Here is a 14,694-nt window from a genome sequence, read left to right as displayed (position 1 = left end):
TTCGCAGCGAGTTTAAGGCCAGCATATTCACTGGCCTTAAAACTCAGTTAATCAGTTAGCGTGATGAGAACACTAAACCATTTTCGTCAGCATCAATTACTATCATGTCACCACTTTGATATTCACCTGCGAGTAACTTCTGCGATAATGGGTTTTCAATGGTATGTTGAATAGCCCGTTTGAGTGGTCGTGCACCATAAACCGGATCAAAACCACTGGCTGCAATTCGATCAAGAGCTGCATCACTTATTTGTAACAAGTAACCCATTCCTGTTAGGCGCTCACGTAACTTGCTTAACTGAATATCTGCAATCTCTTTGATATGTTCATTAGCAAGTGGGTGGAATACTACGGTTTCATCAATACGATTAATAAATTCAGGTCTAAACTCATTAACCAAAACCCCCATCACTTTTTCTTTTAACGCTGCATAATCGTTGTTACCGGTTTGCTCTTGAATAATATCTGAGCCTAAATTTGAGGTCATGATGATCACTGTATTTTTAAAATCAACAGTACGACCTTGGCCATCCGTTAAACGACCATCATCTAACACTTGCAGTAGAATATTAAATACATCAGGATGTGCCTTTTCGATTTCATCAAGCAAAATTACAGAATATGGACGACGACGAACAGCTTCTGTTAAGTAGCCACCTTCTTCATAACCAACATAGCCCGGAGGCGCGCCAACTAAGCGAGCAACTGAGTGCTTTTCCATAAACTCAGACATATCAATTCGCACCATCGCGCTTTCAGTATCAAACATATATCCAGCTAACGCTTTAGTCAGCTCAGTTTTACCGACCCCGGTTGGGCCTAAAAATAAAAACGAACCGATTGGCCTATTTGGATCTGCAAGCCCTGCCCGTGAACGACGAATCGCATTCGCCACTGCGACTACGGCTTCGTCTTGACCGATCACTTTATGGTGTAAATGTTCTTCCATTTGCAGCAGTTTTTCACGCTCACCTTGAAGCATGCGCGATACAGGAATGCCAGTCCAACGTGAAAGTATCTCAGCAATTTCATCTTCACCCACTTGGTTTTTAAGTAAGCTCATTTCTTGCATTTCAGCTTGTGAAGCTAAGTCGAGTTTACGTTCCAACTCTGGAATGCGGCCGTATTGCAACTCTGACATACGTTGTAGATCAGTGGCACGACGAGCAACATCTAAGTCTAATCGCGCTTGCTCAAGTTCAGCCTTAATTACTTGAGTACCTTGCAAAGAGGCTTTCTCAGCTGTCCATACTTCATCAAGTTCACGGTACTGGGCTTCAAGATCGGTGATCAGCTCCTGCATCTCAGAACGACGCTTTTGACTGGCGTCATCTTTCTCTTTAGCAAGTGCATTATCTTCGAGTTTTAGCTGGATGATACGGCGCTCTAATTTATCTAATGATTCTGGTTTTGAATCGATTTGTAGGCGAATAGACGAACCCGCTTCATCAATTAAATCAATGGCTTTATCCGGTAGCTGGCGATCGCTAATGTAGCGGTGCGATAAATGCGCTGCGGCAACAATGGCTGGATCGGTAATTTCAACACAGTGATGTAACTCGTAACGCTCTTTCAAGCCTCGAAGAATCGCTATGGTATCTTCTACTGATGGTTCTTCAACAAGCACCTTTTGAAAACGACGTTCTAAAGCGGCATCTTTTTCAATATATTTACGATACTCATCAAGGGTTGTAGCACCGACACAATGCAGTTCACCTCGAGCCAATGCAGGTTTGAGCATATTACCCGCATCCATTGCACCATCAGATTTACCGGCGCCCACCATAGTATGAATTTCGTCAATAAACAGAATCACTTGGCCTTCTTCTTTAGCCAATTCATTAAGCACTGACTTTAAACGTTCTTCAAACTCACCACGGTATTTTGCACCGGCCACCAAGGCTCCTAAATCAAGCGATAACACACGTTTGTTTTTCAAGCCTTCAGGCACTTCGCCATTTATAATACGCTGCGCGAGCCCTTCAGCTATAGCGGTTTTACCGACACCGGGTTCGCCAATCAACACGGGGTTATTTTTAGTACGCCGTTGTAATACTTGAATGGTGCGGCGAATTTCATCATCGCGGCCAATAACAGGATCAAGTTTACCTTGCTCTGCACGCTCAGTTAAATCGATAGTAAACTTTTTCAGCGCTTGACGGGTATCTTCAGCATTCGGATCATCAACTTTTTGACCACCGCGAATAGCTTGTATTGCTGCTTCTATTTTAGTGCTGGTCATATTTAAAGCGCGGAAGATATCACCCAATGGCCCTTTATCATCACACGCTGCTAATACAAATAACTCACTGGAGATGTATTTATCTTTACGCTTTTGCGCGTACTTATCGCATAAGTTGATCAGTGAAACCATGTTATTTGACAACTGCACGTCGCCGCCAACACCTTCCACTTTAAATAGCTTTTCTATCTCTTGTGATAACTTGGTATTAAGTTCATCGGCACTCACACTGGCTTGGGCTAATAACGCACGCACACTTGAGCCACTTTGCTGCAAGAGTGAATACATTAAATGTACTGGTTCAATAAATTGATGATCACGACCAAGCGCTAATGACTGAGCGTCAGAGAGCGCAGATTGAAATTTACTGGTAAATCGATCTAAACGCATAAGGGGTTACCTATTAAAAAAACTAATTACTTAATTAATGGGTATGCTCGGCACTTTGATCAAGGCTTAGGAGAAAATATACTCACTGAATAGACTATTACTTGCGCCAGATCAAAGAAGCCATACGGCCTGTTTGACCATCTCGACGGTATGAGAAGAATTGTTCGCTATTGCTAACTGTACAGTACTCACCACCACTAATATTTCTTATGCCTAGATTAATAAGCTGTGTGGTTGCGAGCAGATAAATATCCGCTAAATATTTACCATCCGCCTGCGCCACAAATGCAGTGTGATGAGATGCTGATTGTTCACAGAAAAGCGCTTTTACTTCACTGCCAACCTCAAACTTTGCAGCACCTATGGCAGGACCTAACCACGCTATAATTTGTTCTGCAGGGCTGCTAAAGTGACGCAAAGTATTAGCGATAATACCCGCATGCAAACCGCGCCAGCCACCATGAATAGCAGCCACCTCATCACCACTTTCACTGGTAAGTAAAACCGGCAAGCAATCTGCTGTCATAATTGCCAGTGGTTGATTTTTTAATCGGGTATACAGCGCATCCGCATCATAATTAGCCTGTGGGTCAAAATACTCATCCACAACAACGACTTCACTGCTATGGATCTGATTAAGCCACACCGGTGCTTTAGGAAGCTGAGCAGCTAAAAGTGCGCGATTCGTTAATACCGCTTGCTGATCATCGCCCACATGTAGGCCTAAGTTTAAACTCATAAAAGGCGCATGCGATACACCGCCCTGACGAGTTGTACTGAGAGCACCTACATTGGTTGGCGCTGTCCAATTAGGATAAAGCATTAAAGCAGCTTAAAAATCGATATTTGGATTAGCTTTGGTGTCTTCACGAAGTACGTGCGTCATGGCAACCATGTCATCAGGAATTGGCGCCTGCCAAGTCATCATTTCACCCGTAATTGGGTGTGCGATACTTAGCTTTACCGCGTGCAATGCTTGACGATTAAATTCACGTAACATTTGGAACAATTCAGGTGTTGCGCCTTTTGGTGGACGTGGACGACCGCCATAGGCTTTATCACCAATCAATGGATGATTAATAAATGCCATATGCACACGAATTTGGTGAGTTCGGCCAGTTTCTAAACGAAGACGTAATCGCGTATGCGCACGGAATTTTTCAGCAACTCGAAAATGCGTAATTGCTGGTTTGCCCTGCTCATGCACAGCCATGTGTGTACGCTGCGTAGGATGGCGGCCAATTGGTTTTTCAACCATGCCACCCGCTGTCATTGTGCCATTACAAATTGCTTCATATTCACGCGTGAAATTTTCACGCTTTTGTAATGCTTTAACTAAATGTGTTTGCGCCTGAATTGTTTTAGCTACCACCATCAAACCGGTAGTATCTTTATCTAGACGATGCACAATACCTGCGCGCGGAACATTAATGATATCTGGATAATGATGCAACAATGCATTGAGCACTGTGCCATCAGGATTACCGGCACCAGGGTGCACAACTAAACCCATAGGTTTGTTGATAACCAAAATATCATCATCTTCATAAACGATGTTTAATTTGATATCTTGCGCTAGATATTCACGTGGGGCTTCAATGCTAGTTTCAACATTGACCGTTTCACCACCAAAGAGTTTTTCTCTCGGGGTGTTTAAAATTTCACCATCCACGGTGATTTTATCATCCAAAATCCACGTTTTTATACGTGAACGTGAATAATCAGGGAACAATTGCGCCAATACTTGGTCTAGACGTTTACCGCCTAACTCAGTTGGCACCTCGGCTTGAAGAGAAATTTGCTCTGACATTAGTAACTTTACCCAATTTACCAGTGCAAGCTGTGCTCGACTGGGTTAGAATCGCTTTTAATAAAAGCATTATATAATAAGCATAGTTTACTCGGTTTTACCCACTTGGCCTAGCCGAAGACATCGAAGGTAACAAATAAAATGATAAATAGAATAGGGAAACGTGCATTCGCCATTGTTTTTACAGTTTCATTACTTGGTTTAGGTGCCTGTTCGTCAGCACCTGATGCAGAAGATATCCAACGCGTTCCTAATAAATCAGCGCAAGCGTTGTATGATGATGCCAAACAAACACTTGATTCAGGCTTGTACGCGCGTGCAATTGAGCTTTTGAGTGCGATTGATTCACGCTATCCGTTTGGGCCTATGTCAAAACAAGTACAAATGGATTTAGTCTACGCCCATTACCAAGCGGGTAATACTGAACAAGCGCTTGCAACAATTGACCGTTTTATTCGCCTAAATCCAAACCACAAAGATTTAGACTATATGTACTACATGCGTGGTTTAGTAAATATTAAAGCCGATAAAAACGCATTCCAAGAGTATTTTGGTGTTGATAGAGCCGACCGTGATGCTAATCGTACCCGTGTTGCTTTTACTGATTTATCAACTTTAGTTAACCGCTTTCCTGACAGTGGCTATGCCCCTGAAGCAAAAAGACGTTTAGTTTGGTTACTCAACAAAATGGCACGTTACGAGTTGAAAGTTGCTGATTACTACTATGAACGTGAAGCTTACTTAGCAGCAGCAAATCGCGGTAAATATGTCGTAGAGCATTATTCTCAAAGTAGTTACTTAGATAATGCACTGGAAATGATGGAAAAAAGCTACAACAAGCTTGGTTTACCAGAATTAAGTAAACACGCTAAAATGACCCGTGAGTTAAATAAAAAGAAATAAATTAACATATACAAAAAAGGCGCTACTGATTGTTTATAAGTAGCGCCTTTTTTATGTCTGACTTTTAATCTCAGATAATAAATTAAATCGCGTCTTCATCTTCTTCAGCAGTACGAATACGTACCACACGCTCAACGTCAGTGACGAAAATCTTACCATCGCCAATTTTACCTGTTTGTGCTGTTTTAACGATCACTTCAATAGCACGGTCAACATCGTCATCACCAAGGACAATATCAAGTTTTACTTTTGGTAAAAAATCAACCATGTATTCAGCTCCACGATATAACTCAGTATGCCCTTTTTGACGGCCAAAACCTTTCACTTCACTGACGGTCATGCCAGTAATACCGACATCAGACAACGCTTCACGAACATCATCAAGTTTAAATGGTTTAATTATTGCTTCTATTTTTTTCATTAATTGTTGCTACTTTTAAATTCTGTTTGAGTCGATTTTAGACAATCCTGCAGTTCATAGCAAACAAAGCAATTGAATTACGGTGATTTAATCAACAACAATGGTATGATTATTAAAAACCTAGCAACTATACTTAAAATATAAGTCGTTAGCATCACGTTTGAGTGAGTCCCTGAGTATTTAGAGGTAGATATGAAAAAAATACAACGTGGTTTTACGCTATTAGAGCTAATGGTCACCATTGCAATAGTCGGTATTGTGGCTACGATAGCTTTATGGGATAGCAGTGATATGCTAGAGAATAACCGCGCTGAAAACTATTTACTTGAGTTAAAGCGAAACATCAACTTTGCCCGTGCAAAAGCAACCAGCACAGATTCACTCATCGTGGTATGTAGTGGCGAAACTTCTAGAATTGAAAATGACCAAAGAGTGACATGTTTAAATGATTGGAGTGAAGGCTCGATCATCGTCTTTTATGATAATAATGGTAATGGCATTCATAACCCGCGTATAGGGGACAAAATACTCAGGGTGATGTCTGAAATACCCGATAATAGTCAATTTACGTTTACCGGTGATAATTCATTAATATTTGATGCCAGCGGCCGTGTCACCACAAACCCCGGCATTTTTACCTACTGCCCTAATAAAGACAATAAAAACAATAAAGCAATGGAAGTAAGTGTCTCTGGCACAGCTTTATACTATGGAGATACTAAAAACACTTGCGATTAAATGCCAATCAACCTTGCATCTAATTTAGGGTCAACTAATCTTAAGTAATTAGCTATTACTGAGTGCTTCATGGATGAACAGCATACAAAGCGCAGTTATCTTAAAGGGAACAACGTTAGTTGAAACTATGGTGGCATTGAGCATTATGTCTGTGATGTGTCATTTTATTTTATTTAATTATCAGCCTTTACTAATAAACAACCGCTTAGATAATCACATCGCTAAAGTAAACCGAGCTATTAACTTGTCCCGTTTAAATGCAATATCTTATAGTGCCAATGTGACGCTTTGTGCGCTGAAAAACAATCAATGTTATAACGATAATTGGCACAAGCAACTAACCGTATTTACTGATACAAATGAGTTAGGTGTATTTGATGGTAACGATCAAACTTTATTTTATATCGAGCCTACGCACCCACAAGACATGTTGACCTACCCACGACCTTTTATCACTTTTCGTTATGATGGTACCCCAATGGGGCTTCATAACGGTACCTTTACTTACTGCCCTGCCTATAAAGAAGCAAGCTTTGCAGGGCTGGCAATATCAATTAGTTACACCGGAAGAACAAAAGTTAAAAGTACTTCTAAGTGCCAGGAGTAGCTATTTTATATTTAACTTAGGATTATTTCCCCCAGCACATTGCAGAATTCGCTTTCGGCGTTGCAGTTTTTAACCCTGCATCATCGATTGTAAACGTCTTACAATCTTCATCCTGCAGTGGCGGCCCCGCAACTGGTGTTGCAGTGAAACTAAACGTTCCTGCATCATTATCAACGTCAGCCTTAATTGTGTAAAAACCGTGCTCTGTTGGTGTTACAACGCCGATGTTATCTAAATTAGTCGTGTATTGACGATTATCTACAAAAAACTGTTCTTGTCTATTCGCGGCATCAAGAAGCGATGTTATCGCTTCTGTACGCGCAGTACGTTTAACATGCTCAAAGTAGCTTGGTAACGCAATTGACGCAATAATTCCTAATATTGCGACGGTGATCATCAGCTCAATTAACGTAAATCCTAGTTGTTTAATTGTTGTCATTTACTTCTCGCTTATAAATAAAGGTTTGTTGTGTTTTAAAACCAAAACCAATTGGCACAGCATCATTAACTAACTTGATATTGCCATCTTTATCAAATGAAATACCAGGCCCAAGAATCTCTTTTGGGATGAATGGGTTCTGTGCACTAAGATCATTACTATCTGTGGCTTTTATCCCTGGCCCTATCATTAAAAACTGACTGATAGTTTGTTTCTTCGTCCCTGTCGGATCATCTGGGTTGTCTGGGTTGTCTGGGTTGTCTGGGTTGTCTGGGTTGTCATCATCATCACAATTACTTGTATCGACACAAACTTCGACACTACCAAAATAAAGTTGCGGCGTATCTGGTACATCATTGCTGGTCACAAAACTTAGTTGATCATATACTTTGGTACCATAGTGTAAATGAAACGCATATAAAGAACCTGACCCACCGGTTAGTGAACACTGATTTACAGTTTCAGTAGCTGATGCTGGTGTATAGCTTGTGAAATAAGCGACGCCTCCAACAACAGTGGCCGCTGCAAGCGATTTTTCACCATTTGCTGGTAAGTCGTAATACCAACCACTCTCACGGCTTAATTCAATTTCTTTTTTAGTAAACTCATCAATATCATCCAGCGTATTACCAAAAGGATCCTCATTTACATTCATTAAATCATCCACTGTAATAGTTGCAGGTATATCAGTGCCTTTAAATGACTTAGTTAAGGTATTTGTATCTCGCACCATATACAGTTGATCAAGTGTTGTTGTGCCTACTGGGTTTGAACGGTTTCCGCTACCAAGTAACACTGCATCAAAAGGGGTATCTTTTCGTGTAACAATATTTGTCCCATTAACCCGTGTATTCGTCACTTTACTATACATAGTACGAGCAACCATTGGTTTATAGAAGAAGCGTCTATCTAACGCGTTAGTTAAACCACTTAACTTAGCCAATTCAAAATGAGTCCAATCACTTTTTGTATCGCTTGGCATATCGACACGCCAAACACTGCCACCTGTATCTGCCGCATAAATACGATCAACATAGCCATCATAATCAGAATCAAGGGTAGTGACAGTTGCTGCAATACTATTTTTACCTTTAAAACCTTTTGTTGGCGTTAATTCCCACAATAAATTACCATTCGATGCGTTAACGATATAAATACCACGACCCTTGCTATCTTCACCAAGTATGACTGTATCTTTATTAGTGTCATAGCCTGCACCAAATATAAGCACAGGATCATTACCAAAAGCTTTCACAAAAGAGACTGTTGGTGCCGACCATGTTTGCGCTAATTCCTTAAAATCACCACTTCCACCTTGAATTATCCACTTTAAGCTCGGTGCATTAGGGTTAGTAATGTCTAAGCCATAATAGTTATTACCACCTCGACGCATCCCAAAGAATGCCCATACGCGATCACTGCCATTGACAACACCATCACGATTCGCGTCATCAAAATAAATTGTGATTGGACCATCAATACCATACTTTTTAGTATCGGCTTGATTTTTACGAATTGGATCAATAATTTTATAAACACTACTAGGTATAAATGCCCAACTTTCACTTACGGTACTGCCAGCATCTTTAAACATGTGTAAGAAGCCAGCATTTGTACCTATTAAAATACGCACATCATCGTTACCGTAATCGATTGTGACAGGCTTTGAGTGCAATGGATCACCAAAAATATCTACCCGCTGATCACTTGATGAAGAGTCATTGTCTTCATTATCAACATCAATACCACGAGCCCAATCAATGGTGCTTTGAAGCTCATTTTGACTCACCCCAAATGCACTTGCCGCATTGGCATCACTGCCGTAAGCTGCTGACACCTTTGCCTTAGTGAATTCAACAAGACCACCGGTTCCTGCATCAGTAAGTAGCTTTCGACCACTGTTTGCAGTGGTTGAGAGCATTAAATTTACGCCGCCATTTTCTACCGAGTTACCATCTGGGCTAGCCGTTGTTGGTAACCAAAATGTGCGAGCATCTTTATCTATTAGACCATCTGAATTCAACGCTTGCTTATCTGCTGAATCCACAATTTGTGTGCCAGAAACTTTAAGCTTTTTTAGATTTCCGCGCCAACGCGCTCCACCATCCGGGTAAAACATCGCGTAATATATAGAGTCGCGACTTCGAGTTTGATCAACGTTATTACTGGCAACTGATGGAGAAGTAAACGTATCGTTCACTTCCCTAATACGTGTGATGGTATTTTTTAGTGCTTCCGAGAGTTGCTCAGCAGTATCAGCATGCAGATATTGCCCACCACCATATGTCGCTGCTTGAGCCAATAGATTCTTTCCTGAATCACTCATTCCTGTACCAAAGCCAATTGGGAAGATCCGACCAAACTCACGAATTTCGGTCGTTTTAGTGTATAAGTCAACTTCAATATCTTTTGTACCGCTAATCACTTTTGCAAGTACAGTTAAGTAACTGTTGCTGACCACTGGGGGATCGTCTTTAAAGTAATCATTATGCAAATTTTTAATACTATTATTGCGGTTTGTGTCATTACTTGGATCACCATCAGTCATCAAAATAATATTGACACTGTTATCACAACGTAATGGCTCTCCGCTTATAGGTGCAAAAAGTGATTTATACACTCCATTACTATCAGCGGTTTTATCACGGCTGTTAATATTTTTAGCGTAATCAACATTCTTTCCTGAAATATATAAATACGCTTCCCACAGCGTTTCAGTTAGAGGCGTTGCACCACTGGCGGGTAGTGCCGCTATTTCATCAAGCAGAGTTTTTTTGGTTGAGCCAACCTTGGCTAAAATATACCCACCATCACTGCCATTAAAACGCATTAAACCAAATTCAATATCATCATTGTCGCTAACTAATTGAGTAATCGCATTTCTAGCAACATTTAAACGGCTATCTTGGCAATTAGCAACATATCCAACACCTGGTCTCCAACGGTAGCATTGTTTAGTTAAACTATAATTAGGTTTACTTTCAAAACAGTCAGCTTCGTAAGCGTAGCCTCTGTTATCAGCCTGGTAACACTGCCCACCATCGGTCACATCCCACGCCATGCTTCCAGAGGTATCAAAAACGAATAAAACGCGAGGTTTTTCTTCAATTTCAACATTATGGTTTACATATAACTCGATATCTTCAGCATGACTAAAGTTGCTCGTGCATGCCAAAATGGCAAATAACGATTTTATAACTAGGTATTTAACTTTCATAATTCATCTCGCTTAGCCGCCAGTGTTAAGGCTTGCCATTTGCTGAGCAATCCCAGTGGTAACTGTTAATGTATGCTTACTTTTAGAGCCATAGGTAATCGTTGAATTGATTTGCACCATATTGCAAGAAACGCCTGCGGTATACTTGTAGTCTCGTGGGCAGGGCAAATCGAGCGCGCCATCATTAAGATTACTTAATTCACTTTCTGTATCACCTATCGTGGTCAAGGCAATTGTTCCGTCAGGTAACTGAGCTTGGGTGTAAAGTAATTTACTTGCTCCATCTGCTGCAGCCTCTGTCGCAATTACCTTTTGTACATTGCCCATCAAGATATTTTCGGCTTCTTCACGTTCAAACGCTGCATTGGTAATTTTAATATCCACACTTGCACTGCTCATTAACGTTACTGCTATTCCTGTAACTGCCACCACCATAATTAATGCAACAATTAAGACTACGCCTTGTTGCTTTGAGGCTAATTTTAAATACGCCATTGACTAGCCCCTATGTTATTTAAGCGGATCGTGGTGGTAAATAATGCGCGACGAAATTGATCATTAAACTCTAAAACACGTTGGTTGGCATCTTCACCTAATGTATATGTTTGATTCAGTTGATTTAAACTCGCATCAGGCTGCAGTGCCCGCACTAAAATAAACACTTGTACGGTTAAGATACCACGGCGATCTTCCCAATTAGCCGCGGTCATACTATTTACATCTCTATATGTATCCACTCGAGCGTCGGCATTAGTATCTAAACCGAATAAAAAGCGCATATTCTCGACTCCTTCCATTATAGTCTCTGTGACCATTCCTCCATTTGGGGTCAGTCGTTTGCGTCTCAAAACGGGAATTGTTAAATCTCTGCCGTTTAACTGGTAAGTTTGTTCGTCGATGTAATAGGCATGGTGACGATATCTCCAAACAGTCGCATTTGGATTATCTGGATTTGCAGGGCCTCGTGTAAATTCTCCCCACTCTTGCTCTGCAATAAAATAATAATTATCATTATTATTGTTATTACCTGCTGGGTCTATTTCCAACCCTTCTAAAAATTTAATCTGTAGAATATCTGAATTTTCGTTTGAATTAGGGATGCAGTTTAATTGCGATCCCCCCGTTGATTCGATTGCATACACTAAACGGAAGTTACTGTTTACTGTATTATCTGGGAAGCTATTATTATTAAGCCCTTGTGTACAATCTCCGGCTGGATTACCCGCACTTTTAGCAATCACAGTATTATCAACTGAAAATGAATCTTCGTAAAACGTACCCCAAAAACCTATTTGTTCTATATCACGCTGCATAATACTCAAAGCTAAGCGGCCAGTTTCTTGTAGCTCACCAATCGTCATAGTGTCACGTGTTGTTACTTTCATACTAATGTAAGTGAACATCACCCCACCTAGCACAAGTCCACCGATAAACAATGCCACCATCATCTCAACTAAAGTAAAGCCTTGCTGTTTCATTTCACGAGGTCCTTAGATACAAAAAGCTATTTAATACGACTACCCTGCGCTTATTATTTGCCGCACCGCACTTTATAGCTGCTGTATCGCCAATAGCGGTAAACTCTTGACGTCCTTCCCAGCTGATCACCACTTGGAGGGTGTATGCGTTACTACCACTTGCGGCATCGCGTTGATTATTGATACACACAGTTGCATCATCCAAAGCTCCCGTATTTTCACGTGCCTGAATTGCACGGATCCATTGCTGGCGATCGAGTGCAGCAATTTGCCCTGAGTTACAAGTGTTGGTATAGCAAGTTCGAGACTGTTGCAGCGGCGTATCACTGTTAAATGTGCCATTGTATTGAGTGATCACCCCTACTCTGTCATTGGCACGCATTCGCTGGATCATATCATTACCTAGGGCCACAGCAGCAGCGCGCTGCATAGAATCAAAGCTGGCCTGTTTTGCTTTTGCTTGTAATGCTACTGCACCGAGTAAGCCAAAGCTTAGGATCACAAACGCGATTAATACCTCAACTAAGGTAAAGCCTCGTTGTGATGACGAATTGGTGACTCTCATAACACACCTAATATAAAACAATCTGACTATAAGCATATGCGAACACTGTGTATATACAACAATGCTAAGGATGAACGGTTATATTTGTTGATGAATGGTTAACTAGCTTTAGAGATGATCTTTAACGGTTTTATAAGCTCGTCGGCTTACCGGTAATAAGCAGCTACAGTCGCTTAGTGCAACCACATGGCTGCCATCACCCGCTTTTTTTAACGCAACTAAGCGCGATTTATTAATTAATATTTTACGATGGATGCGTAATAACTGGGTGGGATATTCTTGCTCAAGTTGCTTTAAGCTTTGATCAAGCAGTGCTTCGCCGTGAGTGAATATCAAACGCGTGTATTTATCTTCCGCTATCACATAACATACCTCTGCTAACGCCACACTTCTGGTCACGCCTGCAAGTTGATAACTGATTGCCGCTGGACGTTGCTTTTGTAGATGGGCGCGCGTTAAACGGCCTAGTTGATCTATTGCTTTTGCTAAATTTTGCTCCGTCACAGGTTTTACTAAATAACCCGCAGCACTGAGTTGCAATGCTTCTAAGGCATGCTCAGGATGAGCGGTGACGAAAATAATAGCTGGAGGGACAGACAACTTATTCAATTGTGTTGCAACTTCTAAACCGCTCATAGCAGGCATATCAACATCCAGAAATACAATATCAGGAGCCTGCAGCTTCACTTGTTGCAAAGCCTCGTTGCCATTACTTGCTTGTGCTGCATGGTTATAGTCTGGGTAATGAGCAAGTAATCGCTGTAAGCGAGCACGTGCTAATGGCTCATCATCAACTATGAGTACCTTCATGCTTGCTCCTTGGCATTATTAATAGCCAGGGGCAGCACTAACTTGACCCGAAAAATATCACCTCGTGTTGTCATTGTCAGCTTTGCATGACCTTGATAATAAAGATCTAACCGCTGGCGAATATTATTCAGTGCCATACCATTTCCTGAGCGTTTTTGCTGCTGCGACGAGATTGGGTTTTCAACTAAAATGACTAACGAGCGTTTACTAATATGTAACTCGACATAAATTATAGCGCCAGTCAATGAAGGCTCAACACCGTGACAAACAGCATTCTCTAGCAGTGGTTGTAATGTTAAGCACGGAATAGTTATCTCTGGCAATTGCTCCGGTAATTGCCAGTTGACTTGTAAACGATCAGCAAACCGCCAACTTTCAAGCGCAATATATTGCTGAGTCAGTGCTATTTCATCACTTAGTGCAGTCTCTTTCCCCACTCGCATTGCCGCTTGAGATAATGCCGCGAGCGCTAAAATCGCTTGCTCTGCAGCTTGAGGATCATAATGTGTAAGCTCCGCTGCGGTATTGAGGCTGTTGTATAAAAAATGCGGACGAATACGTGCCTGTAAGGCATCTAGCTCTGCGCGAGCCAACGCATTAGTTTGCTGGTCTTTTTCAAAATGAATAGTTAAAAATTGAATAAATAATGCGGTGACTAAAAAAGCGACTAATAAGTTTCTTAAAATAAACTGATAAGTATGTTGTTGTGCAATAAAGTCGCCTCCATAGGCCACTAACAATCCGCTGAAAACCGCCGTTGTAAGTAGTAATGAAGCCATTAAAGCACTTAATTGCCAAGGCTGACTCAAGTATGCAAGTGGTTTACGTAGTAAGTAAAGCCAAGTTAGACTAGACAAAAATGTGAGATGTAAAAACAGGCTGATCCCGCCGAGGCGGATCCAAATATCATCCGCAGTTGCAGGAGCGAAAGCTAGTATAGTGGCGATAACTTGCGCAACGACTAAAGTAGCAAGTACGCCGCGTTCTTTAAACAGCGCCGCAAAAAGCAAAGTATTGGTTTGCACCGACTTGCTCATTGCGCGCTCCTTAAAAATGTCCTGTCAGTACGCTAAG

General features: G+C 41.3%; 14 protein-coding genes. 3 read left to right on the top strand and 11 right to left on the bottom strand.

Annotated features, from left to right (window positions below; all coding sequences use genetic code 11):
* Positions 1 to 55 precede the first annotated feature (55 nt).
* From clpB to rluD, 3 genes are all read right to left on the bottom strand, one after another.
* Positions 56 to 2,632: an ATP-dependent chaperone ClpB gene (gene clpB, locus H5201_RS05315; RefSeq protein WP_149980795.1), complete on the bottom strand. Its 2,577-nt coding sequence runs from the start codon at positions 2,630 to 2,632 to the stop codon at positions 56 to 58.
* 97 nt (positions 2,633 to 2,729) lie between these two features.
* Positions 2,730 to 3,455, bottom strand: coding sequence for a peptidoglycan editing factor PgeF (gene pgeF / locus H5201_RS05310; RefSeq protein WP_145237218.1), 726 nt, complete (start codon positions 3,453 to 3,455; stop codon positions 2,730 to 2,732).
* A 9-nt stretch (positions 3,456 to 3,464) separates the two neighbouring features.
* On the bottom strand, positions 3,465 to 4,442 hold the full coding sequence (rluD, locus tag H5201_RS05305) for a 23S rRNA pseudouridine(1911/1915/1917) synthase RluD (protein WP_145237221.1): 978 nt from the start codon (positions 4,440 to 4,442) through the stop codon (positions 3,465 to 3,467).
* Between the two features lie 141 nt (positions 4,443 to 4,583).
* Here rluD and H5201_RS05300 point away from each other — a divergent pair, with 141 nt between their 5' ends.
* Positions 4,584 to 5,345 carry an outer membrane protein assembly factor BamD gene (locus H5201_RS05300; protein ID WP_149980797.1) on the top strand — a complete coding sequence of 254 codons (762 nt, stop codon included), beginning with the start codon at positions 4,584 to 4,586 and terminating at the stop codon, positions 5,343 to 5,345.
* Between the two features lie 82 nt (positions 5,346 to 5,427).
* Here H5201_RS05300 and glnB read toward each other — a convergent pair whose 3' ends face one another.
* Positions 5,428 to 5,766: a nitrogen regulatory protein P-II gene (gene glnB / locus H5201_RS05295; protein ID WP_145237227.1), complete on the bottom strand. Its 339-nt coding sequence runs from the start codon at positions 5,764 to 5,766 to the stop codon at positions 5,428 to 5,430.
* A 192-nt stretch (positions 5,767 to 5,958) separates the two neighbouring features.
* On the opposite strand from glnB, the gene H5201_RS05290 reads away from it, so the two are divergent.
* The gene (locus H5201_RS05290; RefSeq protein ID WP_182717091.1) at positions 5,959 to 6,504 is read left to right on the top strand and encodes a GspH/FimT family pseudopilin; all 546 of its coding nucleotides are present in this window, start codon (positions 5,959 to 5,961) and stop codon (positions 6,502 to 6,504) included.
* A 73-nt stretch (positions 6,505 to 6,577) separates the two neighbouring features.
* Complete coding sequence (locus H5201_RS05285; protein WP_182717090.1) at positions 6,578 to 7,111, top strand: GspH/FimT family pseudopilin; 534 nt, start codon at positions 6,578 to 6,580, stop codon at positions 7,109 to 7,111.
* 22 nt (positions 7,112 to 7,133) lie between these two features.
* Here the strand turns inward: H5201_RS05285 and H5201_RS05280 are convergent, their stop codons facing one another.
* The 7 genes from H5201_RS05280 to H5201_RS05250 form a co-directional block, all read right to left on the bottom strand.
* Positions 7,134 to 7,550, bottom strand: a complete 417-nt coding sequence (locus tag H5201_RS05280) for a type IV pilin protein (protein WP_182717089.1) — start codon at positions 7,548 to 7,550, stop codon at positions 7,134 to 7,136.
* Positions 7,537 to 10,767 (bottom strand): pilus assembly protein, encoded by a 3,231-nt coding sequence (locus tag H5201_RS05275; protein ID WP_182783875.1) that lies wholly within the window; start codon positions 10,765 to 10,767, stop codon positions 7,537 to 7,539. The genes H5201_RS05280 and H5201_RS05275 overlap by 14 nt, the downstream gene beginning before the upstream one ends.
* 12 nt (positions 10,768 to 10,779) lie before the next feature.
* Positions 10,780 to 11,262 (bottom strand): pilus assembly protein PilX, encoded by a 483-nt coding sequence (locus H5201_RS05270; protein WP_182717088.1) that lies wholly within the window; start codon positions 11,260 to 11,262, stop codon positions 10,780 to 10,782.
* Positions 11,250 to 12,245 carry a PilW family protein gene (locus H5201_RS05265; protein WP_182717087.1) on the bottom strand — a complete coding sequence of 332 codons (996 nt, stop codon included), beginning with the start codon at positions 12,243 to 12,245 and terminating at the stop codon, positions 11,250 to 11,252. Before H5201_RS05265 ends, H5201_RS05270 begins: the two co-directional genes overlap by 13 nt.
* A 1-nt stretch (position 12,246) precedes the next feature.
* Positions 12,247 to 12,810: a type IV pilus modification protein PilV gene (gene pilV / locus H5201_RS05260; protein ID WP_182717086.1), complete on the bottom strand. Its 564-nt coding sequence runs from the start codon at positions 12,808 to 12,810 to the stop codon at positions 12,247 to 12,249.
* Positions 12,811 to 12,918: 108 nt separating this feature from the next.
* The gene (locus H5201_RS05255) at positions 12,919 to 13,620 is read right to left on the bottom strand and encodes a LytTR family DNA-binding domain-containing protein (protein WP_182717085.1); all 702 of its coding nucleotides are present in this window, start codon (positions 13,618 to 13,620) and stop codon (positions 12,919 to 12,921) included.
* Positions 13,617 to 14,657 carry a sensor histidine kinase gene (locus H5201_RS05250; RefSeq protein WP_182717084.1) on the bottom strand — a complete coding sequence of 347 codons (1,041 nt, stop codon included), beginning with the start codon at positions 14,655 to 14,657 and terminating at the stop codon, positions 13,617 to 13,619. Before H5201_RS05250 ends, H5201_RS05255 begins: the two co-directional genes overlap by 4 nt.
* Positions 14,658 to 14,694 lie beyond the last annotated feature (37 nt).

It is taken from the genome of Pseudoalteromonas sp. SG43-6 (assembly GCF_014164365.1).
Lineage (GTDB): Bacteria > Pseudomonadota > Gammaproteobacteria > Enterobacterales > Alteromonadaceae > Pseudoalteromonas > Pseudoalteromonas rhizosphaerae.
The sequence above is the reverse complement of the archived record's forward strand: the minus strand, read 5'-3'. Positions and strand labels throughout refer to the sequence as shown.